Source organism: Streptomyces pseudoechinosporeus, from assembly GCF_054783935.1.
This window is the reverse complement of record NZ_BAAGPS010000023.1, coordinates 375296-401167: the sequence shown is the minus strand read 5'-3', so window position 1 is coordinate 401167 and position 25872 is coordinate 375296. Positions and strand designations below refer to the sequence as shown.

The following is a 25872-nucleotide window of genomic DNA, read 5'->3' as shown; positions in this document are numbered from 1 at the left end:
TGACGTTGGGAAAGGCTCTATGGGCAGAGGTCTGCTTTCACTGGTTCTCGCCGCGGTCACCGGTGCCGCGCTGCTCGCCGCACCGGCTGCCGCATCACCCCCGACGGCCGCGGCACCGGCGTCAGTCGCGGCGCCACCCCCACCGGGCGATGTCTACCGGCCCGTCCGTGGACCGTCCGCCCCGGCGGAGTACCGCTACATGCAGAAGGCCCTGCCGGGAGAGTCGATTCCGCGCCACGCCCACGACCTCGCCGCGGCGCAGGCCGGCGAACTGCCCACCGTCGGCGGGCGCTGGAAGGGCGTCGGGCCCACCAACATCGGCGGGCGGATCGTGTCCCTCGCGCTCGACCCCAAACGCGCCGACACCCTGTACGCGGCGGCCGCCAGTGGCGGGCTGTGGCGCAGCACCGACGCCGGGGAGACGTTCCACTCGGTGTGGCCCGACAGCTGGACTCAGGCCATGGGCGCGGTCGCCACCGCACCGGACGGCACGCTGTACGTCGGCACCGGTGAACCCAACCCCGGCGGCGGCAGCATCACGTACGAGGGGACGGGGCTGTACCGCAGCACCGACGGCGGCCGGAACTGGACGCCGCTCGGCCTGCGCGACTCCGGTGCGATCAGCGCCATCACCATCGACCCCGCCAACCCCCGCCGCATCTACGTCGCAGCAGCCGGTTCGCTGTACAACGGCGGCGGCGACCGGGGCGTGTACCGCTCGGAGGACGGCGGCGCCACGTGGGAGCGGATCCTCGCCGGCGCCAACGAGTTCACCGGCGCCACCGAGATCGTGCTGGACGGCGGCCGCATGTACGCTGTGCTGTGGGACAAACGCCGCCGCCCCGATCTGCGGACGTACGGCGGTGAGGGCTCCGGCGTCTTCCGCTCCACGGACGACGGCGAGACCTGGCAACGGCTCGGCGGCGGACTGCCCGCCCAGGGCCCCGACGTGGGGCGCATCGGCCTGGGCGTCGCGGGCGACCGGCTCTATGCGATCGTCAACAAGGCCGACGGTCTCTTCGAGGGGTTCTACGCTTCCATCGACGGCGGCGACAACTGGAGCCGCACCCCGGCCAACGAGGACCTCACCAATTCCCAGTCCAGCTTCGGCTGGTGGTTCGGCAAGGTGTGGATCGACCCCCGGGACACCGAGCACGTCCATGTGGCCGGGGTCGCCCTGCTGACCACGAAGGACGGCGGCGACACCTGGACGGCCGACGACACGAGCATGCACGTCGACCACCACGCCATGGTGTGGGACCCGCGCCGCCCCGGCCGGGTCTACCTCGGCAACGACGGCGGCGTCTACCGCTCCGACGCGGACGGCGACGGCGGCTGGGTCAAGTCCCGCCACCAGCCCTACACCCAGCTCTACAGCGCGGCGATCAGCCCGCAGGACGTCACCAGGATCTCCGGCGGGGCACAGGACAACGGCTCGCTGCGCTCCTGGGGCGGAGACGGTTTCAACGAATACCTCGGCGGCGACGGCGAGGAGAACCTCATCAACCCGACCGACGTCGACAACGTCTTCGCCTGTTACCAGTACGGCAACTGCTTCCGCTCCACCGACGGCGGCGACACCCTCACGTACTTCGCGGACGCGACCACCTTCGAGCGCCGCAACTGGTTCACCCCGGTCGTCTTCGATCCCCGTAACCCGAAGATCCTCTACTACGGCTCCGAGGTGCTGAACCGCTCCACCGACGGCGGCGCGACCTGGCAGCCCATCAGCCCCGACCTGTCCGGCGGCCCGGGCACCGACCCTCTCTACCCCAACTACGGCACCATCACCTCGATCGCCCCGGCGGGCGACGGACGCACTGTGTACGCGGGCACGGACGACGGCCGCGTCTGGGTCACCAGGAACCTCGGGACAACCTGGACGAAGCTGGCCGAGGGGCGGCCCTGGGTGACCCGGGTGGTCGTCGACCCGAAGAACCCCGACCGCGTCTGGACCACGCACTCCGGCTACCGCTCCGGCTCCCCCCTCCCCCACGTCTACGGCAGCACCGACGGAGGCAGGCACTGGCGGAACCTGTCGGGCGACCTCCCGGCGGCACCCGTCAACGACCTGGTCGTCGCGCGGAGCGGCATCCTCTACATCGCCACCGACCAGGGCGTCTTCACCAGCGTCACCGGCGGCGCCCGCTGGCTGCGCCTCGGCCGCGGTATGCCGCAGGTCCCGGTCGACGACATCGAGTACGACGCGGGCCACCGCCGCCTGGTGGCCGCGACCTTCGGCAGAGGCTTCTACGAACTGACCACGCCCTGAGCCGAACGCACTCCGGGCGTCCCGCCACCGTCGGCGGGACGCCCGGACCCCATCCGGCTCAGCCTTCGTCAGGCGTCAGCCGCAGCGAAATGCTGTTGATGCAGTACCGCTGGTCCGTGGGCGTCGGATAACCCTCGCCCTCGAAGACGTGCCCCAGGTGCGAGCCGCACCTGGCGCAGCGCACCTCCGTACGGACCATGCCGTGCGAGCAGTCCTCGATCAGTTCGACGTTGTCGGCGGACTTGGGGTCGTAGAAGGAGGGCCGGCCGTCGTGGCTCGCGGATTCACGCTACTCAGGGCGCTCAGCTCGCTCCCTGGACCGGTGCCCGACCTGAACGTCAACCACCTGCGCGCGCCTCTCGCCGATCCGGATGAAATGTAATCAGGATTGCCGCAAATGTAACTCCGACGTCGTTACATTTGCGATGTGACGACCGACCTGAATGCACTGATCACACGCCTACGCGCCGCAGGGGGCGATTGCGACGACATCGAGGTGAAGCCCACCGCCGGTGGGCTGCCCCAGTCGCTCACCTCGACGCTCAGCGCGCTGGCCAACCTCCCTGGCGGCGGCACTGTCGTCCTGGGCCTCGACGAACGGATGGGATTCCGCCCCTCCCCCTTGACCGACCCGCAGGCCCTGAAGCAGGGGCTCGCGCTCAAGGCCCGCTCCTTCACACCTCCGGTGCGCCTCACCATCAGCGATGCAGAGGCCGACGGCCAGCCCGTGGTCGTGGCGCAGGTGCACGAATGCGACCCATCGGCCAAGCCCTGCCGAATCGCCGCATCCGGCGCCTCGTACCTCCGCGGGTACGACGGTGATTTCCAGCTCTCCCCTCTCGAGGAACAGGCCTTCCCCGCCGCACGCAGCGCACCCCGCTTCGACCGAAGCCCAGTCACAGACGCGACCATCGACGACCTGGACAAGGAGCTCACCGCCGAGTTCCTCAGCTCGGTACGGGAACACGACCCCCACGGCCTCGGCCGCTTCACCGACGACAGCGAACTACTCCGCCGCGCAGGAGCCGTCTCCCCAGGCAGCGCCCCCACCGTGGCAGGGCTGCTCACCCTCGGCGTACACCCCCAGCAGTTCTTCCCACGCTTCGTCATCCAAGCCTCCGCCGAACCCGAAGACGGCTACCCCACCTCCAGCCGGGCACGCAACCAGACCACCATCACCGGACCGATCCCCCGCATGCTCGACGCCGCCCTGGACTGGGCCCGACGCTCCTTCGGCATGACCATCGTCTCGACCCCGGACGGCACCGTCCGCGATCAGCCCGACTACCCCTACATCGCCTTCCGCGAACTGATCGCCAACGCGCTCGTCCATCGCGACCTCGACCACTGGTCCACAGGTATGGCCGTCGAAGTACGCCTGCGCCGCGACCGGCTGGTGATCTCCAACCCCGGCGGCCTGTACGGCATCACCGTCGACCGCCTCGGCCACGACGCCGTCACCTCCGCCCGCAACGCCCGCCTCGTCGCCCTCTGCCAGCACGCCCGCACTCCTGAATCCGGCGCCCGCGTCATCGAGGCCCTCACCACCGGAATCCCCACCGTGACCGAGGCGCTGGCCCACGCCGGACTGCCACCGGCCCGCTACATGGACGCAGGAATCCGCTTCACCGTCCTCCTGCACCGCACCGTGGAAACCCCCACAGCTCCTCGGCTCCACACCAACGCGCTGCGGGTTTACGACGCCCTTGCCGCAGCACCCCGCAGCGTCACAGAGCTCCAACAACAACTCGACCTCACCGCACCCAACATCAGGAAGATCCTGCGCGACTTGCGCGAGCGGGGTCTCGTCGAGCAGCTCGGGGGGAAGGGGCGCTCCACGACGTACCGGCAACTCGCCTCGTAGGCCGAGGCGGGGAGAGCAACTCCCCCAAGGCAAACCGATGCCCCACACAAGACTCCTGGTGCGGAGCGAAGATGGCGACTCGGTCACGCTGTGGCGCAAGGACCGTCGCGCGGTGGGGGCGGGGATCGCCGACATCGACATGGACCACCGGGGACTGACCGTCAGCCTGGTACTGATGGACGGCGAGGTCGTGGTGTGGGACGTGGCCTCGCGGCGCCCGGTCCGGGAGCTGCACGCAGGGCGGTTCGTCAAGGTGGTCACCCTGCCCGCCGCGAACGTCATCACCGGGGTGCGCATAGACGGAACCGTCGAGTTGTGGGAGTTCGACTCCGGCCGCAGGCTCGGCTCCTTGAGCGTGCCGGTGGCTGACCAGGTGGGGTGGCGTGAGCCCGGCACGTACCTGTCCGTGACCGAGGTCCCCGGCGCTCGCCGAATGCTGGTCTTCGCTGCGGCACGCACTGAGCTGCTCTCCGTCGACCTGCGTGAGGGCGCTTGGCGGGACGCGGCGTGCGGGCTGGCGGGGCGTCGGCTGGGGACCGCGGAACTCGAGGACATCATCGGCGTGCGGCCGGCGGAACGTGTCAGGTCGAGGACCTTGCCCTGCGCCGTCTAAGCGGTCTCGGGGAGGTGGGGTGCGTTCCCGCGTCGTCCGGTGCTGGGGGCACCTCTGGGGGCACCCCCAGCGGTAGCTGGGGGAGGTAGCTGGGGGAGCATCGGTGTGCTGCCGCATCGCCCTCGTACTGGACGTACTTGGGTGATGCGGCAGTGCGGCGAGGTGCCGTGCCGGGCGGCGTGGGGGCGTGCCTCACCTCCCCGAGGCCGCTTAGCCCTCCGTCCGCGGCCGTGGGCTCCGTGGCTCGGCTTGCGGGTGCGGACCCGGCTCAGCTGCGCGGAGCCGACGCCACCGCCAGGACCAGGGTGGTGCTGAGGGCGCAGCGTATGCGACCATCCTGGGTCGCTCGTACGGCCTCGGCCAGGGGTACGTGGTGGACCCGCAGATCCGTCTCACCCGGTTCGGGGGCCGTCGGTCCGGGGGCGAGGTGCTCGGCGCGCCACAGGTGGACCCGCATCGGAGTCGCGCCGGGCCAGGGGAAGAGGTGGCCCTGGCTGGTCCAGGTGCCGTCCCGGTATCCCGTCTCCTCTGCCAACTCACGCCGGGCCGCCGCCTGGGCGTTCGCGTCGCCCGGATCGACGGCCCCACCCGGGAGTTGCCACAGTTGGCCCACGAGGTAGTGGTACTGCTCGACGACCAGCAGGCATCCGTCGACCACGGCCGCGATCCGCACCTGGTCCGGCATCTCCACCCAGTCGTAGCGGCCTCACGTGCCGTCTGGACGAGTCACTTCGTCGCGACGCACCTCGAAGTGCCCGGAGGATCCACACTGTGACGGCGGTGCCTGTGGGGCAGCAGTTCCCGTCACTCTGCCGGTTGGCTTGTAACGGCTCAGGTCGCCGACCAGCAGGCTCACCGTCGTCGGCGCGACCTGCAGTCGGGCCGCCAGCTCGTTCACGGTCACCCTGGATCTGGGGCAGACTCGCACCGCCAACTCGCTTACTACGGGCACCGCCGGGCTCGAGTCCGGAAGACGCACCGACACGCCCGCCCCCTGGGAGTCGGGCGTGTCACGTCAGTACCAGGAAGCCCGAGCGAGGGCCCGGCCACGTCAACGACTCACGCAAGGGTTCCAGCGAGCACTGCGGTCAGCGCACCGAGTTCAGCGGCATGACCTTGCGGTACGTGATCACCGCGATCACCGCGACCACGGCGTGCATCACGAGCAGCGCCACCACGCCGGTCACCTCGCCTTCGTCCAACAGGAAGAAGTCGGGGACGAAGGAGATCAGGACGACGGCCGGGGCGAGCCATCGGACCAGCTCCTCGGGATTCCGGGAGACCTTGCGGACGATGGCCCACCCGAGGGCTCCCAGCACCACCCCGAGCGCAGTCAGGAAGGTGTACGACGACGGCTTCAACGGCTCAAAGTCCTCAGGAGCGCCCATCTCGTGCGCCAGGACAGCGATGACCGCGTTCATCAAGGAGGACAGCACGATGACCACGATCACACCTCCCGCCACGACCCGCGGACCACGGCGAACAGGGAGCATCTCGGGGAGAACGGACATGACAACTCCAGATTGAGTAGGGGGTTGTTCTTCTCGGAGCACAGAGGGATGCCCGCCTCGGCGCCTTGTTGGACGTGCGCGTCAGCGACGACATGCTGTCGTGGCCGAGTCCAGATGTTCCGCACACGAGGACGGCGGCGGGCAGGGATGTCCCGTTCAGCTTCTGGTTCCGCCGGTGTCGGCGCTTTCTCGCTGGAGGGTGCTGACGTCGTCGGGGTAGCGGCTGCCGGTGCGCCGCGTCACGGCCACGAGGTAAGCGCCGGCGGCGGCGAAGACCAGCAGGGAGGTCCAGTCGTTCAGGCGCAGGCCGAGGATGTGATGGGCCTCGTCCACCCGCAGGTACTCGATCCAGAAGCGGCCGGCGGTGTAGGCGGCGGCGTACAGCGCGAACGCGCGGCCCCGGTCGAGGCGGTAGCGGCGGTCGGCCCAGATGACCAGGGCCACCACGCCGAGGCACCACAGCGATTCGTACAGGAACGTGGGGTGGTAGGTGGCCAGGTTCGGGGTGGCCTCGGGCCGGTGCGCGGGGTCGATCTCCAGTGCCCAGGGCAGGGTGGTAGCTCGCCCGTAGAGTTCCTGGTTGAACCAGTTGCCCCAGCGGCCGATGGCCTGGCCCAGCGCGATGCCGGGAGCGACGGCGTCGGCGAATGCGGACAGAGGGACCCCGTTGCGGCGGCAGCCGATCCAGGCGCCGACGGCCCCGCCGGCGATGGCACCCCAGATGCCGATGCCCCCGTCCCAGATGTAGAGGGCCTTGACCGGATCGCCGCCGTCGCCGAAGTACGGCGCGCTGGAGGTGAGCACGTGGTAGAGGCGGGCACCGATCAGGCCGAACGGGACCGCCCACAGGGCGATGTCCGCCACGACGGTCTTCTCGCCGCCGCGTGCAGCCCAACGGCGCCCGCCCAGCCATATCGCGGCGGCGATGCCGAGGATCACCATCAGCGAGTAGCCGCGCAGCGGCATCGGTCCCAGATGGATCTCGCCGACGGAAGGGCTGGGGATGTAGGCCAGGTTCACTGGTGTTTCCTCACAAGGTCACGCAGGCCGCGGGGCGCGCCAGTCGCGGTGGTGCAGGCGGGCGGAACTCGATCACCGGCCGATCCTCGCTCCGCGCACCGTTCCCGCGCATCGACCACTCGGCGTACCTCGCGCCCACCATCCGGTGGATGCCGACCACACCGGTCGGCTGATTCGCCCGAGCGGGGCTGCGCCTACGCTGGTGGCCATGGCGCAGCAGCGGGAGTGGGAGCGGTGGAAGGCCGTTGGACAGCACGCCTTCTTCTTCACCGTGCTCGCCCTGTTCGTGCTGGGTGCGCTGACCGGGGCGAGTGTGACCACCGGCGCGGCGTTGCTGCGGGTGGGCCTGGCGGTGGGGCTCGCCGCCTGGTACGGGTACTGGGTGGTGCTGCGCGGCGGTGCCGATCGCCCGCCGCTGCCCTACCTGGCCGGGGCGGCGGTGTGGTGGGCGGTGATGGCCGCGGTGGATCCGGCATTGTTGCCGGCGGGCCTGGCCGTGCTGATCCCGTACTGCCTGTGGCGGGCCTGGTGGTCGGCCGCCGGGGTACTGGTGCTGGGCGCGGCATGGTTGTGGCAACGCTTCACGACGGACGGGTCCGTGGGTGTACGGGAGTTCCTGGACTGTACGCTCGGCATGGCAGTGGCGGTCACCGTCGTGGGCTACATCGCCACCCTGGACCACGAGAGTCACAAGCGCCAGCGGCTGCTGGACGAGCTCACTGCCACCCAGGCCGAACGGGCGGCCGCGGAACGCCAGGCGGGCACCCTGGCCGAGCGCCAGCGCCTGGCGCGCGAGGTCCACGACACCCTGACCCAGGGCTTCGCCTCCATCGCCATGCTGCTGGACGCCGTACGCGACGACCTCCCGCCCGGCACACCCGCGGCCCGCCGTGTCGAGCAAGCCATGCGCACAGCTCGGGACAACCTCGCCGAAAGCCGCCGCCTCGTGCACGCCCTGCGCCCGGCACCGCTGGACGGCACGCACCTGAGGGACGCGGTCCGCGAACTGACCGCCCGGCTGGCCGAGGAGACCGGCATCGAGGCGTATACGACGGTGACCGGCCGCCCGGCTGCCCTGTCGCCCGGCACAGAGGGCGAGTTGCTGCGTGTGGTGCAGGAAGCCCTGACCAACGCCCGGCGGCACGCGCACGCGGCGAGCGTGTCCGTCACGCTCTCCTACCTCGACGACATGCTGGCCATCGACATCCAGGACGACGGCACCGGCTTCGCACCCGCCGCCCGCCATGCCGGTGTCGGGCTGGCCGCCATGCGCGAGCGCGTCGCCGCCCTGGGTGGCACATGCGCGGTGGAGAGCTCGCCCGGCGAGGGAACCACCATTGCCGTCACAGTGCGTCTTGCAGTACCCGAGCCGACCGTCACGCCCCCGCACGACACCCCTGCCTCCGCCGGCGCCGCCAACACCGGCAGCGACACCGACACCGACACCGACACCGACACCGACACCGACTGGATGGTCCCGGCACGGTGACCCCCACTCCCGCGATCCGGGTCCTGCTCGTCGACGACCACCCCGTGGTGCGCGACGGACTCACCGCCCTGCTCGGCACCCAGCCCGACCTCACGGTGGTCGGCGAGGCCGCCACCGGCCCCGAGGCACTGCGCCGGACCGCCGAGCTGGCCCCGGACATCGTTCTGATGGACCTGCAGCTGCCCGGCATGGACGGTGCGGCTGCGACCGCCGCCATCCGCACCGCCCATCCGGATGTACGGGTGCTGGTGTTGACCACGTACGACACGGACGCCGACATCACCGCCGCCATCGACGCCGGCGCGGCCGGCTATCTGCTCAAGGACACCGGACGGGAAGAGCTGTGCGCGGCCATCCGCACAGCGGCCCGCGGCGGTGGGGCACTGTCGCCCACGGTGGCCGCCAGGGTGCTGGCCCACATGCGCGGCGACCGGGGCGCCGGCCTCTCCGGCCGGGAGCTGGAGGTCCTGTCCGCCGTCGCCCGCGGGCAGAGCAACAAGCAGATCGCCCGTACCCTGCGCCTGTCCGAGGCCACGGTCAAGACCCATCTGCTGCACATCTACGCCAAACTCGACGTCGCCGACCGCACCGCCGCCGTCACCGCAGCCCTGGGGCGGGGGATCATCCGTATCGACTGAGCCTGCTTGTCGCCTTCCAGTTCGCCCGGTTCACCGCGAACGCAAGCCGTCGCACTGGTCGGCGGCCGGCCACGGACGACATCGTGGCCGCCGCCGGCCGGCTGCGTGCCGCCCTGGGCTCGGCCGGCCGACGGGTTCGACATAGCCGGCGTCACCGCAGTGGCGTCGGCTCCGCCCGACCGCTTCACCCCACCTTTTTCGGGCTCAGGCCCCCGGTTCCTCCGGTGTCGCCGACGGCTCGGTGAGCGTCGGCGCCGGCGGACGGAAGAGGACGGCCCGGGCCACGGGCGGGGCGAACAGGGCGGTGACGGGCGCGGAGAGGGTCAGTACGGAGCGGAAGGCGCGCCCCACGACGGGATCGCCGGGGTAGCGCTCCTGGACTCGCCGCAGGTACCAGTCGGCGACGCGGTCCGCCGGCCCGGCGGCGACCGCGGTGCCGACCGCGCCCGGCATCTTGCGATCCGCCCCGGCGGAGATGTCCCACGCCTGCCGGGACGCCGCCAGGAGCGCCCGCTGCACGCGCCTCGTCGTGGGGGTCCGGCGCGGATCGGCCAGTGCGTCGCGCAGGGCGACCGCGCTCATCGCGGCGACGGCCATGCCCTGCCCGTAGATCGGGTTGAAGGTGCACAAGGCGTCGCCGGTGGCGAGGAAGCCGGCCGGGCGGCGGCCGGGCAGATCGTAGCGGCGGCGGATGTTCGCGGTCCGCCGGTAGCCGAACGCCGGCGAGAGCGGTTCGGCCTCGTCCAGCCACCGGTGCAGGAGCGGATGCGGCAGCCTCTTGGTGTATGTCACGAACTCGTTGTCGTCCGTGGACGGTTCGTCGCCGCGCAGTCCCGAGACGATGACCAGATGGGTGCCGTCCTCCAGGGGCAGCGCACCGCCGCCGTGGACCTCGGCGGGGCTGGGGTAGACGTAGTAGCCGAGGGTGTCGCCGTCCAGGACGCCGCTCTTGCCACGGTAGATGCGGGAGGCGTACGCGAGCCCCGTGTCGATGGTCTCCTCGTGCGGGGTCTCGGCCCCGATCGCCGTGAGCCACTGCGGGGCCTTCGTGCCACTGCCGGAGGCGTCGACCACCAGGTCGGCCTCGATGGCCCGCTGCTCCCCCCGGGCGTCGCCGGAGCGGTCCCGCAGCAGCACACCCCGCACGCGCGAGGCGTCACCGAGGAGCCCGACGACATCCGTCCCCTCCACCACGCTGATCACCGGGTTGGCGAGAACCCACCGCCGCACCAACTCCTCGAGCTGCGCGCGGGAACCGGTGTAGATGTGCGTCGTCGCGGGCAGCCGCCGGAGCCAGCGCCCGTCCTGCCGCTGCACCATGTCCGAGGGCATGCCCACGCGCGGCGCCCCCGCCGCTCGCAGCTCCGCCAGGAAGCCCGGCAGCAGCGACTCCAGGGCCACCTGCCCGCCCTCCAGCAGGACATGCGGATGCCGACCCTGCGGTATGCCTGGCCGCGGCTTGGTGCCGTCCGGTAACCGGTCGCGCTCGACGACGGTCACCCGCTCGGCGTGCCCGGCAAGGACATGCGCCGCGAGCAGCCCCGCGAGGCTCCCGCCCACGACGACCGCATGCCGCCCGCCCCGGCCACCGCCCACACCCCAACGGCCCGTTTTTCCGGCAGAGTTCACCGATCCGCTCCCCTGGTCGCCATATCGTGAGAAGGCACCACTATCCCGCTCCGTCAAGGGGGGTTGACCGCGTTCCGGCCGTTCTGTGCGTCCCGAATACACCCGCCCCGGATCGCTCCCCCGGCCCCGCCGTCAGGGCGCGTTGCGGCAGGAGGATGTCGATCCAGCGGCCGTGCTTGTGGGTGAACATTGTTCTTGTCGCTGTGGCACTTCACAGCTCGCCTGCCCCAAGGTCTCATGGGCACCAGCTTCCCGGCGCCGACAGGGACCAAGGCGACCTGGTGAACAGCGATCCGCGTGATCCGAGGACAAGGAATGCGGCGGCGTGGCAGGTTGTGCGTATGACGAACCGGTTGCTCCCCGTACGGGTGGGTGAGGTCGAGCTGCTGGTCGAGACCGTGCCCGTACCCGGCTCCGAACCCACGTCACGGTTGCGAGACGCGGGTCGGCAGGTCGTGGACTCCTTCGATCACGCGCGGGACGCGGTGGTGGAGATCGCCACGTCCACGGCGCAGGCGGTCGGACGACTCCGAGAGCAGGCGGTGCGGCCCGAGCAGGTCGAGGTCGAGTTCGGACTGAAGTTCTCGGCACAGGGGAATGTCATCGTGGCCGGCACTTCCGGAGAGGCCTCTCTGGTGGTGCGGATGACGTATCAGGCCCCGGCCGCGGACCCACAGGCCTAGCGCACCGAAGAGCCGTGTCCCGGCAGGGGGTGGGATGAGCGGTTCGCTTGGTCATCCTCGTGTCTCGGGGAGCCTCGGGCGGATCCTGGCCGAGGACGAATCGCCGGTGGGCACGTGCTTCCAGGTGGCACCAGGCGTTTTGGTCACGGCCTGGCACGTACTGGCCAGCCTGGGATGCGCCGAGGTGGGCTCAGAGGTGCTGACCGACGCACTCAACGGCTCGGTGTCCACTGCTCGTTCGAAGGTCGCCGCGATCGACGCCATACGCGACTTGGCGGTGCTGCGCCGCCCGGAACCCCTGAATGAGTCGGTCGCCGGCTGGGCGCCGACCGACGACGTGGGGCTACTCACCAAGGTGATGATCAACGGGGTCGCCGAAGTGGACGATCCGGGGCATAGTTACGCCTTCCTGCACGCCACGGGCAAGTGGCAGGGCTGGACGGTACGGGACGGTGTGCCGCTGGGACGACTGTCGTCCGATGCCGTGATGCCCGGCATGAGCGGCGCCCCGGTGGTCCGCCTGGCCGACGGACGCGTACTCGGTGTCGTATCGGCCCGCTACAACAGCGCCGACCGCTGGCTGCGCGACTCAGTGTGGGTCGCCAGGACCGAGGATCTCACCCGTCTCCTGGAGAACTCCGCCGAAGTCGATGTGCGAAGGCGGCTGGTGCTCGACACCCTCAACAATGAGGTGGGCACGGTGCTGTTCGCGTACGGTTCCGCCGTGTTGCCCGTCGGCCACGCCCCGTCCGGGACGGTCGGCCCCGCGGAAGCGGCCCGGGAGGCCGCTCTCGTCCTCACCGCGCTCGACGACTCGTGCCGCGGTACCGGCAGGCTCGACGATGCCGTGGAGCTGCTCTTCTCGCGTGCCTGCGGCGCAGGCTGGAGCGAACGGGAAGTCGAAGGCCTTCGCCGCAGGCTCCGCCTTCGCGGTTTGGAACCGAGGGTGCTCCTGCCACGCCTCACCGACCATGGGGAGGCGGTACACCGCTGGACGGAGCCGTTCGACGGCGCGCGGCCGGACCATGAGGTATCCGCCCATGCGGCTCATGCCTTTCTCGGAAGCCTCCGCCATGTCCTCTGCGAGGAGTTGGAGGGCGGCATCCTCGCAGAGCTCTCCCCCTCATGCCGCCGTTACCTGCGGGAAGCCTTGGCGGACGGGAACGCGATTCCCCTGTCCGGTTTTCTGCACGCCCTGCTGAGCCAGCTGCCGGCGATTCGCTCCGCATCGGTGGAAGCCGTACTCGTCAGTCCTCACGCGCTGGCGGTGGACGGCGAAGACAACGTGAGCGGGGGCGACCACCAGGACGGACCCGGCAGGACGTCGTCCGCGGTCGGACCCGCCCCGGGCCGCCCCGAACTAGCCGCCGTCGCCGTCCAGATGAGCGGCCTGCCTCCCGCGGACCCGTGCGTCACCGGCAGGGAAGAGCTCGTGGCCAGGGTCGTCGGCGCGGTGGATCGGCACATGACGCGGCGTGGGGCGGCGACCGCGTTCCTGTGCGGACAGCCAGGTGTGGGCACCTCCGTCGTGGCTATCGAAGCCGCCCGCGCACTCGCTCCCGCCTTCCCCGGCGGAGTGTTCTACGTGGAACTCCACGGACTGATCCCAGACGCCTGCATAGATGCCCGTACCGTAATGCGGATCGTCGCTGAGTCCCTGGGCCTCGATCACGGCTCGGCGATGAAGGACGACGCCCGGGCCATCGCGTCCTTCACCGCACAACTGCACGACCGGCGTGTCCTCCTCGTCCTCGACAACGCCCGCGACGCGGCACACGTACGGCCCTTCGTCAAGGCACCTCCAGGCTGCGGGCTCATCGTGACCTCGCGGGACCGCGCCCAGGACTACGCCGATCCCGGACTCGTCTTCGAGGTCGGACCGCTGGAACGGAACGCGTCGGTGGAGGTGCTCACCCGGTGCACGGAGGGACGAGACCTCGGTTCCTGCGACGACCGCGCGGGAGAGGCACTGCACCGCCTGGCCCATCTGTGCGACGACGTACCCATGGCACTCCGTATCGCCGGGGCACGCCTAGCCCACCCCACCGGGCCCACCTCCTCCTACCTCGTCCAGTTGATGGAGGAGGAATCGGCACGGCTGGATACCCTCGACTACGCGGGCCGGGCCATCCGCCTGCTGATCCGGCTCAGCTATGACGCCCTCGATCCGACCGTGCGCCGAGTCTTCCGGCTGATCGCCGCAGCACCCGGATCAGCTGTCACCGGGGCGGAGTTGGGTCATTGTCTCCAGGCGCCCCCGTTGCGACAGGAACTCCTGCTGAACCGGCTGGTGGACCGCAGCCTGGCCCTGCAGGACCTCGTCCGCATGCCCGCCGGGCAACTGCTCGCCACCTTCCGTCTGTTCGAGATGGTCCGGCTCTTCGCCACGGAACGGCTGCAAGAGGACGAACCATCCGAGGTCGTACGCGAATTCCAGCACGCCTCCGTGGCGTACCTCTGTTCCCGGCTGACCGAGATCACCGACCAGACGTACGGGGCCCAGCTGTCGGGCGAACTCGATCCGACCCGCTTCCACGCGGCTCAACGGCTCGCGCAAGACAACGAATGGCTGGACCTGGCGGCGAATCTGACGATCGGTCTGCACATCCTGTACACGGCACGCGGTGAACTGGACGCCGTCATCGGCGTCAACGACGACCGCATCGCCCTGCACCTACGTCAGGGCCAACCGGAAGAAGCCGTCAAGGCCTGCCTCCTCAACGCCGACACACTGCGCTCGGCCGGGGCCTCCGCACCGGCCGCGGACGCCGCGCGCCAAGCCGCCGGCATCGCAAGGGAGTACCGGCTCCAGGACCGCGTCGCCGAGGCCGAGTTCACGCTCAGCCTCGTCCTGTGGGATCAGGAGGAGTGGGCCGAGTCACTGTCCGCGGGTGACCGGGCTGTCACGGCGCTCACCTCGTCGAACCGTTCGGCGGCGGCCGTCCCCATTGCGATCAACAACTGCCGTGTCGCTCGCCGGATGGACGACGCCGAACTCGCCGTACGGTGGGGCCGTACGGCGATGGACCTGGCAGATCGGTGGAGCGCCCCCGAATACCGAGCCATGGCGTACAACGCGCGCGGTCTCGCCGAGGAAGACGCGGGGAACCACACTGCGTCGCTCGATCTCTACCGTCGCGCGGCGTCCTTGTGGGAAGGGATCGGCAACCTCCAGAACGCGGCCCAAGACTACGCCAACGCGGCCTACACAGCCGAGAGTCTGGACGACCCGGCCACCGCGGTCCACCTGCAGCAGCTCGCCGCCGATCTGTGGCAGCGCGGTGAGACCTACCCTCGGGCTCTGGAAGCTCTCATCGACTTGAGCTCCGTGTACGCCACCGAGGACGCGCACGAACAGGCCACGCGCGTCCTCACCCGTGCCGAACGCCTGGCTCTGAGCGTCGCTTCGGACGCACCCGACCTCTTGCGCTGCGAAATCCTCGTACGCCACTCGGCGGCCCGCCTCTTCTACGACGATCGCGACACCCGGCCATCCGTGGGAGACGACGCCGACGAGCGCCGCACGGCAGAGGCAAAGATCACCGAGGACGACGAACTGCTCCGGATTCACCATGTCCTGACCCGCCACGAGGCAGGCGAACTCGACGAGTTCACAGCCCGGCGAGAGGTCCACTCCCTACTCACCGCTCACACCCGTAACCCAGCACCGCGGGGTCAGCCGTGGGTGTACGAGGAGATGGGCCAGGAACCGGCGGACCGCCCCGCGCTAGACACTTGAACACCGCCCCGCAGCGTGCAGGGGCAGCACGCCCAAGGTCGCGACCGTCAATTGGCCTTAAAACATCGGGCAATTCAACAGGAGGCAGCCCACATTCGCGCGCGAGCCGATCTGCATCAACCGCTCCATAGGCCTCGCTGGGTGCAGTGTGACCCACGAGGCATGGCGTGACGAGCCGTGAGCCCGGCAGCTCGTGGGGGTCGACGTTCACCTCCCACGTGATCAGCCCGGAAGCATCGGCTCGGGCCTACGGCCCTGCCAGCACCGCTGCCCAGACACCGTGTGCCGGAGTTCGGCTGCCGGTTTCCGTCCCCTCCGAGGACGCGCCACAGAACCGGTCCCGGCCAAGCCCCGAAGCCGCGCGGGAGATGAAGTCTGCGTCAGTCCTCGTCCGGCGTCAGCCGCAGCGAAATGCTGTTGATGCAGTACCGCTGGTCAGTGGGCGTCGAATAGCCCTCACCCTCGAACAAGTGCCCGAGGTGCGACCCGCACCGAGCACACCGCACCTCCGTCCGCACCATCCCATGCGAGCGGTCCTCCAAAAGTTCCACCGCATCAGAGTTGCGTGCATCGAAGAAGCTCGGCCAGCCGCAGTGGGACGCGAACTTCGTCTCCGAGGTGAAGAGTTCGGCACCGCAGGCGCGGCAGGAGTAGACGCCCTGCGTCTTGGTGTCGGTGTACTCGCCGGTGAACGCGGGCTCCGTGCCGGCCTGGCGCAGGACCGCGTACTCGGCCGGGGTCAGCTCGGCCCGCCACTGCTCGTCCGGCTTTTCGATGTCGTACGACATGAAGCTCAGCCCCTCACTTCGACTGGAGGCGGTCCAGGATCCGCGGGCCCAGGTCGGTCACGTCACCCGCGCCCATGGTGAGAACGAGATCGCCCGGCCCGGCCATTCCCGCGACCACGGCGGGAGCGTCCGCCTTGTCGTGCACCGGCGTCGCATCCGCGCCCGCCGCCCGCGCCGCGTCGACGATCAGCTCGCTCGTCACGCCGGGGATCGGGTCCTCGCGCGCCGGATAGATGTCGAGGACGATCGACGCGTCGGCCAGGGCCAGCGACTGGCCCATCTCCCGGCCCAACTCCTGGGTGCGGGAGAACAGGTGCGGCTGGAAGACGACGAGGATGCGGCCGGAGGCACCCGCCCGCATCGCCTCCAGGTCGGCGGTCATCTCCGTCGGGTGGTGCGCGTACGAGTCGATGACCTGCACGCCGGCCGCCTCGCCCTTGAGCTGGAGGCGGCGCTTGACTCCGGTGTACGCCCCGAGCGCTCCCGCCAGCTGGGCCGCGGGGACGCCGAGCGCGACGCCCGCCGCCAGCGCGGCCACCGCGTTGCCCGCGTAGTGCCGACCGGGCACCGAGACCGTGAAGGTCAGCTCTTCGCCGTCCAGCAGAACCGTGACCTCGCTTTTCAGGCCGTGCGGCACGATCGAGACGATGCGTACGTCCGCGTCCTCGGCCTCGCCGTACGTCACGATCCTGGACACACCGGAAACCCGCGACGTCAGCTCCCGCGCGCCCTCGTGGTCCGCCGAGATCACCAGTGTGCCGCCGGGCACGATGCGGCCCACGAACGTCTCGAAGGACTCGTAGATCTCGTCCATGGAGGCGTAGTTGGCGTGGTGGTCCAGCTCCACGTTCAGCACGATGGCCACCTCGGGCGCGTACTTGTGGAAGCTGCGGTCGCTTTCGTCGGCCTCGGCGACGAAGATCTCGCCGTCACCGTGCAGCGCGTTCGAGCCGGGGGCGTCGAGGTCCCCGCCGATCGCGTACGAGGGAGCCAGGCCCAGCTCGGACAGCGACACCGCCAGCATGGACGTGGTCGTCGTCTTGCCGTGCGTACCCGCCACCGCGATCGGCCGCAGTCCGTCCATCAGCGAGGCGAGGGCGTCCGACCGATGGACCACCGGGATCCCGAGCTCGGCGGCCCGGGCCAGCTCCGGGTTGTCCGCACGGATCGCGGACGAGACGACCACGCATGTGGCGTCATCGGCAAGGTGCTCGGCAGCGTGCCCGATGTGCACCGTCGCCCCCAAAGCCCGCAGCGCCTCAGCCGTCGCGGACTCCTTGGCATCACTCCCCGCCACCTTGGCCCCACGCTGAGCAAGAATCTTCGCGATCCCCGACATCCCGGCCCCACCGATCCCGATGAAGTGCGGTCGGTCCATGGCGGAAGGAAGGCCGGCTGCCATGCGTGTTTCTCCCAAAGGTGCGGTACGACGACGGGCGCGCCCGCTTAATGGGCGCGACCCCAGCCTATTCCGTGCCGCACTCGCCCACCGGCGGGAGGGCCGTGGGCCGGTGCGTCAAATGCCCGTCGCGCAGGTCCTGTCTCAGGGTCGCTCCCGGAGCCCTCAGCTACAACGGACCCGCAGCTTCCCACCGGCGGGAGGGGCCGTGGGCCGGTGCGTCGTATGCCCGTCGCGTAGGTTCGGTCTCGGAGAACCAGGACCCTGTACCAGGCCAGGGCCGTACGCCCCGCCTGCGACGGGCTGACGCACCGGCCCACGGCCCCGCACCCACCACCCACCCAGGGGCGCGGGGAACGGCGCGCCCAGCCACGACGGGCCCGCAGTCAAAACACGAACCCAGCCCCCACGGCGCTCCCCTGCCCAGCCCAGCGCCAGCGCTACGCCTTGCTGTGCGAGAACAGCTTCAACACCGGCACCCCCACCTTGTGCCGAGCCCGCGAGGCCCAGTCACGATGGAAGAACTCCTCCACGTAGTGGGGATCGGTGAGCACGATCACCTCATCGGCGTCGGCCTCCTCGACAAGGGACTTGAGCGCGTCCAAGGGGTGGTGCTCGATCAACCGCCCCACCGCCTGCGCACCAGCCGCCCGCAGGGCGACCAGCGAGACATCGAGGGCCCGCTGCCCCTCACTGATCGCCTGCTCACCGGCGGGAGCCTCCAGCTCGCGCGCCGCCTCGTCCAGCGAGCCGAGCGCCACGTCGTCGATGGCCCGCAGCAGCCGGGCCGCCTGCTCGCCGCGGGGCTGGAGCAGTACGTGGAAGGCGACCTCCTCGTCCCCGTGCAAGCCGGTGACGAACTCCACGTCGGCGGACGTGAGGGCCTTCTCGATCATCAATACGCTTGTGAACACGACAGGCGCCCCTTCTCCTCCGAGGGCCGTCGTTGGCCCTGCCTCCTCCGTGGACCCGTTTCCAGGCCCGCGAAAATCATCCTGCCCCGTACCCGTACGGATACCGCGAGAACTAGTGTGCCCCCGGAAGCAGACCCGGAACGATCAGCTCCGCTGCGTCACGTCCGACGGTATCGACTGAAGAGGAACCCGGCCTCTTCCAGCAGAGACGTCAGCTCGAACCGCTTGGGCACCGCCACCCGGGGCCCTCCGGCGATGCGCTGCGCGTCCCCCGCCGTGAGCATCGGGGAGAGGGTCAGACAGAGTTCGTCGAGCACCCCCGCCGCGACCAGCTGGCCGAGCAGCCGCGGCCCGCCCTCGGTCAGCAGCCGGTGCAGTCCGCGCTCACCCAGGGCGCGTACGGCTCGAGCGGGGTCCACACCCATGCCGTCCCCGGCGATCACCACCTGGGCGCCGGCCTTCTCGGCGGTCGCGATCCGGTCGGGAGCCGCCGCGGCTCCCGTGAGCAGCAGCGTGGGTACCAGGGGCGAGGTGAACAGCGGCAGCGTGAAGTCCAGTTCGAGGCTTGCGCTCACCACCGCGATCGCGGGAGCGGGCCCCTGGCCTGCCGCCTCCCGGAGGGCGGCGAAGTCCTCACGCGCGCGTGCGGGCCGGTAGCCCTCCTGCCGTACCGTCTCCGCACCGACCAGCACCACATCCGCGAGCCCCCGCAGCGTGCCGAAGATCCGCATGTCGGTGGCGCCGGAGATGGGCTCGGAGCGGCCGTCGTGCTGGGCGGCGCCGTCGAGCGTGGAGACCATGTTGGCCCGCAGCCAGGGCTCCCGGCCGCTCGGACCGTGCTCGGGATACGCGTAGGCCGCGGCCAGCTCGGCCAGGCTCCACTCGCGGTCCGCGTCGCTGCCGGAGGGCGCTGTCTCGTCGGTCACAGGGAACAGGCGTCGCATGTCGGCAGTGTGGCACGCCCCGTAGAGTGAGTAAGCGTGTCCACCTCCACCGCAGCCTCCGGGACCGGCCCGCCGGCCGAAGCGACCCCGCTGTCCCTGTGCGCCCGCGAGCCGCACGTTCCCGCGGACCGGCTGGTCGCCGAGATGGTGCCGCCGCCGCGCTTCGACTCGGTCCGCTTCAATACGTACATCCCGGACCCGAACCAGCCCAGCCAGAGCGAGGCCGTCAGGGTCCTCGACCGCTTCGCGACCGGGCTCGGCGGAGCGCACGCCACCGGTGCGGGCAGGCGCCGCTGGTTCTCCCGCAAGCCGGAGGCCCGCCCGGCCGGCCCCCGCGGCGTCTACCTCGACGGCGGCTACGGCGTCGGCAAGACGCATCTGCTCGCCTCCCTGTGGCACGCGACCCCGGCGGAGCCCGCGCTCAAGGCCTTCGGCACGTTCGTGGAGCTGACGAACCTGGTCGGCGCGCTCGGTTTCCAGCAGACCGTGAAGACGCTGTCCGGTCACCGTCTGCTGTGCATCGACGAGTTCGAGCTGGACGACCCCGGCGACACCGTCCTCGTGTCCACGTTGCTGGGCAAGCTGGTCGAGGCGGGAGTGGCGCTGGCGGCCACCTCGAACACGCTGCCCGGCAAGCTCGGCGAGGGCCGGTTCGCGTCGGCCGACTTCCTGCGCGAGATCCAGGGCCTGTCGGCGCACTTCCGCGCGCTGCGCATCGACGGCGAGGACTACCGCCACCGCGGGCTGCCCGAGGCCCCGCCGCCATTCTCCGACGAGCAGGTCACCAAGGCGGCGTACGCCACTGAAGGCGCCGCGCTCGACGACTTCCCGCATCTGCTGGCGCACCTCGCCCGGGTGCACCCCAGCCGGTACGGCGCGCTGACCGACGGCCTGAAGGCGGTGTGCCTCACCGATGTGGGGCCGGTCCCGGACCAGTCGACCGCGCTGCGGCTCGTCGTCCTCGCCGACCGGCTCTACGACCGCGAAGTGCCGGTCCTCGCCTCCGGGTTGCCCTTCGACCAGCTGTTCAGCGAGGAGATGCTGAAGGGCGGTTACAGGAAGAAGTACTTCCGGGCCATTTCCCGGCTCACCGCGCTGGCCCGCGACGCGAAGGGGCTGGTGGAGAACTGATCACCGGGAACTTTCACCGGCCCTTTCAGGTTCTCTTCAGGGTGAAACGTTAAGTTAACCCTGCAAACAACTTCCCGCGTTAACTTGGCTGTTGACGTGAGAAGCCTTGACCGGAGAGCGGCTGAGAGGGGGCGCATGTTACGAGGCACGACGGCCCGGACGCTGTATGGCGTACTCGCCGCCGTCCTACTGGCCCTGCAGCTCTTTGCTCCCACCGCCTCCGTCGCGTCCGCACACCCGAGGGCCGAAACCGCGGTCGACGCCGAACCGGCCGGCTGCGGCGAGGGCAAGCATCTCAACGCCGAGACGGCGCCCCTCAGGGTCCGCGACCGGCAGCGCTCCACGGACTCCGCCCAGGAGACACCCGCGCGCGCCCTGGTCGCCAGGAACCCGGCGACCGAGCACGGGGACCCGGCACACACCGGGGCAGCCGCGTCGCTCCGTACGACCAGATCGTCAAGAGCCCATACCCCAGCGGTACTTCAGGTCTTCCGTTGCTGATCTGACCGCCGGGTACGAACCGTTCACGCCCCACCCTCACCACGCCACGTCTGCCGAGCGCGCGACGTGGGGGTCGTGCCGCCGTGCCCGTATGCGCTCTGTCTCGTCAACCGACGTGCCGTGACGGCACGCCTGGTACACACCGACGCGCCCCCACGGCGCGCCAGGAGGAACTGACTCATGCAGCCCCTCATCGATCACGCCCGCTCCTTCCGGAAGCAGTCCGCCGAACGCCCGGAGGAGTTCGCCCGCCTCGCCGAAGGCCAGTCCCCGCAGGTGCTGTTCATCACCTGCTCCGACTCGCGGGTCGTCCCGGCCCTGATCACCGGAGCCCGGCCCGGTGAACTCTTCGAGCTGCGCACCGCGGGCAACATCGTCCCCCCGTACGCCTCCGAACACCCCACGAGTGAGGCGGCCACCATCGAGTACGCGGTGGAAGTCCTCGGAGTCGACGACATCGTCGTCTGCGGCCACTCCCACTGCGGTGCCGTCGGCGCCCTGGTGCGCGACGAGGACCTGACCGCCGTACCCGCCGTCCGCGACTGGCTCACGCACGCAACACCCAAGCCGACAGGGGCGGTTGAGGACCCGACCGTCACCGACGCCGTTCAGGGGCACATACTCGCCCAGCTGCTCAGGCTCCGCTCGTACCCATGCGTGGAGCGACGCCTGACGGCCGGTGAACTACGCCTGCACGGCTGGTTCTACGAGATCCACACCGGCTCCGTACTGGCCCATGACGTGCAGTCCGACGTCTTCACGGCGCTGTGAGGGCCACGATGACGACCAAGTACCCCTATCTGCGGCAGGACTTCGCCGCCTCCCTCGTCGTCTTCCTGGTCGCCCTGCCGCTGTGCGTGGGCGTCGCCGTCGCCTCCGGTGTACCGGCCGAACTCGGCCTGGTCACCGGCATCGTGGGCGGACTCGTCACCGGATTCCTGCCCGGCAGCAGCCTGCAGGTCTCGGGTCCGGCCGCCGGTCTGACCGTGCTGGTCTTCGAGGCCGTACGCGAGTTCGGGCTGCCCGTGCTCGGTGTCATCGTGCTGGCCACCGGACTGATCCAGCTCCTCATGGGCGCCCTGAAGTTGGGGCGCTACTTCCGGGCCATCTCGGTGGCCGTCGTCGAGGGCATGCTGGCAGGGATCGGGCTCGTCCTGATCGCCGGGCAGCTCTACTCGGCTGCGGGCGTGGAGGCCCCGGCCTCCGGTCTGGCCAAGCTGGCCGGGCTGCCGGGGCTGCTCGCCGACTCCGCCGGATCCGCCGAGGCGCTGGCCTCGCTCGGGCTCGGGGCCGGCACGATCGCCGTGCTCGTGCTGTGGAAGCACCTGCCGCGGCAGGTCCGTACGGTGCCGGGGGCGCTCGGCGCGGTCGCGCTCGCCACGATCGTGGCGCTGGTGTTCTCGCTGCCCGTGGCGACCGTCGAGGTCCAGGGCCTGCTCGACTCGATCCAGCCGCCGGGCCTCGACGCCTTCGGTGAGCTGGCGAGCGTGGGCCTGCTCGGCACGGTCGCGGCCTTCGTACTGATCGCGTCCGCGGAGTCGCTGTTCAGCGCCGCCGCCGTGGACCGGCTGCACGACGGACCGCGGACCGAGTACGACAAGGAACTGATGGCGCAGGGCGCGGGCAACACCGTCTGCGGTGTGCTCGGCGCGCTGCCGATGACCGCGGTGATCGTGCGCAGCTCGGCGAACGTCCAGGCGGGCGCGAAGACGAAGGCGTCCCGTGTGCTGCACGGCGTATGGCTGCTGCTGTTCGCGGCGCTGCTGCCCGCGGTGCTCGCCTACATTCCGCTGCCGGCGCTCGCGGGCATCCTGGTGCACGCGGGCTGGAAGCTCATCCCGCTGCGGGGGATCGCGTCGATGTGGCGTGATCACCGGGGCGAGGCGCTGATCCTGATCATCACGGCCGTGTCGATCGTCGCGGTGAACATGTTCGAGGGCGTCCTGATCGGGCTCGGCCTGGCCGTCGCCAAGACGGCCTGGGAGGCCTCGCACATCAAGCTGGAGATCATCGACAAGGGAGCGGGTCCGGTCCAGGCGTACCTGTCCGGCAACGCCACCTTCCTGCGGCTGCCGAAGATCCTCGACAGCCTGGAGGCGCTGCCCCAGGACCGGCCGGTGGAGCTGGACCTGTCCGGACTGCACCACCTGGACCACGCCTGCCGTACGGCCCTGGAGAACTGGGCCGAGCGGCACAGCGCGACCGGGACCGAGCCGGTGAAGGTCAACACGCCGTAACCGGTCCTCACCACCTGTGAGCAGACCTGGTCCGAGGCTCGACCGGAGCCTCGGACCAGGCATACCGTTAAAAGAACGACATTGAGCGATTCAGAGCGGCGTAAACGGCGACTCGAAACGGGCAGGGGCTCGAACGGCGGAGACTCGCACGGCAGGGGGTCGTCATCATGCTTGAGGAGTTGGTGGCCGCGGGCGTGACGGCCGGGAGCGCGGGGCTGGTGTACCTCGCGGCGGCGGCACGGATCGTCAGGCAGTACGAGCGGGGTGTCGTCCTGCGGCTCGGGCGGCTGCGCGATGAGCCGCGCCCGCCCGGGTTCACCATGATCATCCCCGCCATCGACAAGCTGCACAAGGTGAACATGCAGATCGTGACGATGCCTGTGCCCGCCCAGGAGGGCATCACGCGGGACAACGTCACGGTGCGGGTCGACGCGGTCGTCTACTTCAAGGTGGTCGACGCGGCAGCCGCGATCATCCGGGTCGAGGACTACCGCTTCGCGGTCTCACAGATGGCGCAGACCTCGCTGCGCTCGATCATCGGCAAGAGCGACCTCGACGACCTCCTGTCGGACCGCGAGAAGCTCAACCAGGGCCTGGAGCTGATGATCGACAGCCCGGCGGTGGGCTGGGGTGTGCAGGTCGACCGGGTCGAGATCAAGGACGTGTCGCTGCCGGAGACGATGAAGCGGTCGATGGCCCGGCAGGCCGAGGCCGACCGCGAGCGCCGGGCCCGGATCATCAACGCCGACGCGGAGCTCCAGGCCTCGAAGAAGCTGGCGCAGGCCGCCGGGGTGATGTCCGAGCAGCCCGCCGCGCTCCAACTCCGGCTGCTGCAAACGGTGGTGGCGGTCGCCGCCGAGAAGAACTCGACGCTGGTGCTGCCGTTCCCGGTGGAGCTGCTGCGGTTCCTGGAGCGGGCGCAGCAGGCCGCTCCGGCGCTTGGCGAACGAGCAGGTGAGCCCACGAGTCCCCCGCAGCCCGAGTCGCCTGATTCGCCCGGCGGGTCGCCTGACGATCAGTGAGGCGCCACGCCACGCGCGTGGTTCACGCCGCTCCCACCACGTGATACACACGTGCGGGTCACAATCCTGTCCGCCAACAGGAAGGTCGCCCCATGTCCGCCACACGACGGCAAGTACTCGCCCGGTCCGGTGCCCTGGGAGCAGGCATCGCGTTCTCCGGCGCCCTGTCCGAACTCTTCGCCGGTACGGCCACCGCGCTGGGCCACTCCGGATACGGCCCCCTCGTCCCCGACCCCAAGGGCCTGCTCGACCTGCCGAAGGGTTTCCGCTATCGCGTGCTGTCCCGCGAGGGCGACGAACTCCGCTCCGGGGAGGGCAAGGTGCCCAGCAACCACGACGGGATGGCCGCCTTCGCCGGGCGTTCCGCGGACAGGCACGGAGACCGCGTCCACCTGGTCCGCAACCACGAGAACCGCAACACCGCGGCGCTCGCCGTCCCGACGGTCGACGGGCTGACGTACGACCCGATGGGCAAGGGCGGCTGTACGACGCTGACGCTCGACGAGCGCGGGAAGGTGCTCGGGGAACGGGTCGCCATCGCCGGTACCGCCGTCAACTGCGCGGGCGGACCGACCCCTTGGGGCACCTGGCTGACCTGCGAGGAGACCGAGGACAAGGCCGGTACCAACGGCTACACCAAGGACCACGGCTTCATCTTCGAGGTCGACCCGGCGGATCCGCACCGTACAGGCGCCGTGCCCCTCACCGCGATGGGCCGCTTCCAGCACGAGGCGATCGCCGTCGACCCGAAGCACGGCATCGTCTACGAGACCGAGGACGCCTTCGAGAAGCCCTTCGGCCTCTTCTACCGCTTCCTGCCCAACAAGCCCGAGGGCGGGCGGAGTTCGCTCCGCGCGGGCGGCCGGCTCCAGGCGATGCGTGTGCCTGGCGTACCGGACCTCTCCACGATCCAGGAGACGGGCGCCACGTTCGACGGCATCGAGTGGGCGGACGTACCGGACCCGCTCGCCGCCCAAACCCCCATCCGCCTCCAGGACTTCGGTCCCAAGGGCATCACCCACGCCCAGAAACTGGAGGGCTGCTACTGGGGCGGGCGGAGCGTCTACTTCGTCTCCTCCTTCGCCCGCAGCGCCGAGGGCTCCGCCGCCGACCACTACGGCCAGATCTGGCGCTACGACCCCGACGCCCGCCGCCTCACCCTGGTGATCGTCTTCGGCCCCGACACCGACGTACAACTCCCCGGCGAATCCCCCGACAACATCGCCCTCGCCCCCACCGGCGGCCTGATGGTCTGCGAGGACGGCGAGGGCGCCCAGCACGTGTACGGCGTGACACGGCGGGGCGAGGTGTACGCGATGGCCCGCAACCGCCAGAACATCGGTACGCCCGAGGAGCCCGAGTGGGGGGAGTTCGCGGGCGTCACCTTCTCCCCGGACGGGAAGACGATGTACGTGAACTGCTATCGCCCGGGGACGACGTTCGCGGTGACGGGGCCCTGGCGAAGGTAGCCCTGCCAC

Annotated in this window: 21 protein-coding genes and 2 pseudogenes; 13 read left to right on the top strand and 10 right to left on the bottom strand. The window is 70.4% G+C overall.

The genetic code is table 11. The annotated features are described in order from the left end of the window. Positions 1 to 19: 19 nt before the first annotated feature. Positions 20 to 2272, top strand: a complete 2253-nt coding sequence (locus ACYVO6_RS25275; protein WP_461064802.1) for a WD40/YVTN/BNR-like repeat-containing protein — start codon at positions 20 to 22, stop codon at positions 2270 to 2272. 58 nt (positions 2273 to 2330) lie between these two features. Here the strand turns inward: ACYVO6_RS25275 and ACYVO6_RS25270 are convergent. Continuing rightward, positions 2331 to 2549, bottom strand: a pseudogene (locus ACYVO6_RS25270) (peptide-methionine (R)-S-oxide reductase); the annotation flags it as partial. A 150-nt stretch (positions 2550 to 2699) separates the two neighbouring features. Between ACYVO6_RS25270 and ACYVO6_RS25265 the strand changes: the two are divergent. Together ACYVO6_RS25265 and ACYVO6_RS25260 are read left to right on the top strand one after the other, a co-directional pair. Next, positions 2700 to 4136, top strand: coding sequence for an ATP-binding protein (locus ACYVO6_RS25265; protein WP_461064800.1), 1437 nt, complete (start codon positions 2700 to 2702; stop codon positions 4134 to 4136). Positions 4137 to 4173: 37 nt separating this feature from the next. Next, complete coding sequence (locus ACYVO6_RS25260; protein WP_461064798.1) at positions 4174 to 4749, top strand: hypothetical protein; 576 nt, start codon at positions 4174 to 4176, stop codon at positions 4747 to 4749. Between the two features lie 268 nt (positions 4750 to 5017). Here the strand turns inward: ACYVO6_RS25260 and ACYVO6_RS25255 are convergent, their stop codons facing one another. The 4 genes and pseudogenes from ACYVO6_RS25255 to lgt all read right to left on the bottom strand — a co-directional run bounded on the left by ACYVO6_RS25255 (position 5018) and on the right by lgt (position 7280). Continuing rightward, a complete protein-coding gene (locus ACYVO6_RS25255; protein WP_461064796.1) occupies positions 5018 to 5434 on the bottom strand; it encodes an NUDIX domain-containing protein in 417 nt (138 codons plus the stop codon). Positions 5435 to 5575: 141 nt separating this feature from the next. Beyond that, positions 5576 to 5650 (bottom strand): annotated as a pseudogene (locus ACYVO6_RS25250) (MarR family transcriptional regulator); the annotation flags it as partial. A 187-nt stretch (positions 5651 to 5837) separates the two neighbouring features. Continuing rightward, positions 5838 to 6260, bottom strand: a complete 423-nt coding sequence (locus ACYVO6_RS25245; protein ID WP_461064794.1) for a DUF6069 family protein — start codon at positions 6258 to 6260, stop codon at positions 5838 to 5840. Between the two features lie 156 nt (positions 6261 to 6416). Next, positions 6417 to 7280: a prolipoprotein diacylglyceryl transferase gene (gene lgt, locus ACYVO6_RS25240; RefSeq protein WP_461064792.1), complete on the bottom strand. Its 864-nt coding sequence runs from the start codon at positions 7278 to 7280 to the stop codon at positions 6417 to 6419. A 208-nt stretch (positions 7281 to 7488) separates the two neighbouring features. Here lgt and ACYVO6_RS25235 point away from each other — a divergent pair, with 208 nt between their 5' ends. Both ACYVO6_RS25235 and ACYVO6_RS25230 read left to right on the top strand, forming a co-directional pair. Then, on the top strand, positions 7489 to 8769 hold the full coding sequence (locus ACYVO6_RS25235; protein ID WP_461064790.1) for a sensor histidine kinase: 1281 nt from the start codon (positions 7489 to 7491) through the stop codon (positions 8767 to 8769). Further along, entirely contained in the window at positions 8766 to 9407 is a 642-nt protein-coding gene (locus ACYVO6_RS25230) for a response regulator (RefSeq protein ID WP_461064788.1), read from the top strand. The genes ACYVO6_RS25235 and ACYVO6_RS25230 overlap by 4 nt, the downstream gene beginning before the upstream one ends. A 204-nt stretch (positions 9408 to 9611) precedes the next feature. Here ACYVO6_RS25230 and ACYVO6_RS25225 read toward each other — a convergent pair whose 3' ends face one another. Further along, positions 9612 to 10967: an FAD-dependent oxidoreductase gene (locus ACYVO6_RS25225; protein WP_461064892.1), complete on the bottom strand. Its 1356-nt coding sequence runs from the start codon at positions 10965 to 10967 to the stop codon at positions 9612 to 9614. A gap of 410 nt (positions 10968 to 11377) precedes the next feature. Between ACYVO6_RS25225 and ACYVO6_RS25220 the strand changes: the two genes are divergently transcribed. Both ACYVO6_RS25220 and ACYVO6_RS25215 read left to right on the top strand, forming a co-directional pair. Then, complete coding sequence (locus ACYVO6_RS25220; RefSeq protein WP_461064786.1) at positions 11378 to 11719, top strand: CU044_2847 family protein; 342 nt, start codon at positions 11378 to 11380, stop codon at positions 11717 to 11719. A gap of 34 nt (positions 11720 to 11753) precedes the next feature. Then, the gene (locus ACYVO6_RS25215) at positions 11754 to 15458 is read left to right on the top strand and encodes a trypsin-like peptidase domain-containing protein (RefSeq protein WP_461064784.1); all 3705 of its coding nucleotides are present in this window, start codon (positions 11754 to 11756) and stop codon (positions 15456 to 15458) included. Between the two features lie 380 nt (positions 15459 to 15838). On the opposite strand, the gene msrB is transcribed toward ACYVO6_RS25215, so the two are convergent. The 4 genes from msrB to ACYVO6_RS25195 form a co-directional block, all read right to left on the bottom strand. Continuing rightward, positions 15839 to 16246 carry a peptide-methionine (R)-S-oxide reductase MsrB gene (msrB, locus tag ACYVO6_RS25210; protein WP_461064782.1) on the bottom strand — a complete coding sequence of 136 codons (408 nt, stop codon included), beginning with the start codon at positions 16244 to 16246 and terminating at the stop codon, positions 15839 to 15841. Positions 16247 to 16259: 13 nt separating this feature from the next. Next, positions 16260 to 17648, bottom strand: coding sequence for a UDP-N-acetylmuramate--L-alanine ligase (murC, locus tag ACYVO6_RS25205; RefSeq protein ID WP_461064780.1), 1389 nt, complete (start codon positions 17646 to 17648; stop codon positions 16260 to 16262). A 437-nt stretch (positions 17649 to 18085) separates the two neighbouring features. After that, complete coding sequence (locus ACYVO6_RS25200; RefSeq protein ID WP_461064778.1) at positions 18086 to 18559, bottom strand: indole-3-glycerol phosphate synthase; 474 nt, start codon at positions 18557 to 18559, stop codon at positions 18086 to 18088. Between the two features lie 158 nt (positions 18560 to 18717). Next, positions 18718 to 19503, bottom strand: a complete 786-nt coding sequence (locus ACYVO6_RS25195; protein ID WP_461064776.1) for a pyrimidine reductase family protein — start codon at positions 19501 to 19503, stop codon at positions 18718 to 18720. A gap of 36 nt (positions 19504 to 19539) precedes the next feature. On the opposite strand from ACYVO6_RS25195, the gene zapE reads away from it, so the two are divergent. From zapE to ACYVO6_RS25165, 6 genes are all read left to right on the top strand, one after another. Beyond that, positions 19540 to 20634 carry a cell division protein ZapE gene (gene zapE / locus ACYVO6_RS25190; RefSeq protein WP_461064774.1) on the top strand — a complete coding sequence of 365 codons (1095 nt, stop codon included), beginning with the start codon at positions 19540 to 19542 and terminating at the stop codon, positions 20632 to 20634. A gap of 135 nt (positions 20635 to 20769) precedes the next feature. Beyond that, entirely contained in the window at positions 20770 to 21135 is a 366-nt protein-coding gene (locus tag ACYVO6_RS25185; RefSeq protein ID WP_461064772.1) for a hypothetical protein, read from the top strand. A gap of 180 nt (positions 21136 to 21315) precedes the next feature. Next, positions 21316 to 21906 (top strand): carbonic anhydrase, encoded by a 591-nt coding sequence (locus ACYVO6_RS25180; protein WP_461064770.1) that lies wholly within the window; start codon positions 21316 to 21318, stop codon positions 21904 to 21906. A gap of 8 nt (positions 21907 to 21914) precedes the next feature. Next, positions 21915 to 23372, top strand: coding sequence for a SulP family inorganic anion transporter (locus tag ACYVO6_RS25175; RefSeq protein ID WP_461064768.1), 1458 nt, complete (start codon positions 21915 to 21917; stop codon positions 23370 to 23372). A gap of 167 nt (positions 23373 to 23539) precedes the next feature. Further along, entirely contained in the window at positions 23540 to 24394 is an 855-nt protein-coding gene (locus ACYVO6_RS25170; RefSeq protein WP_461064766.1) for a slipin family protein, read from the top strand. A gap of 92 nt (positions 24395 to 24486) precedes the next feature. Beyond that, positions 24487 to 25863: a PhoX family protein gene (locus ACYVO6_RS25165; RefSeq protein ID WP_461064764.1), complete on the top strand. Its 1377-nt coding sequence runs from the start codon at positions 24487 to 24489 to the stop codon at positions 25861 to 25863. Positions 25864 to 25872 lie beyond the last annotated feature (9 nt).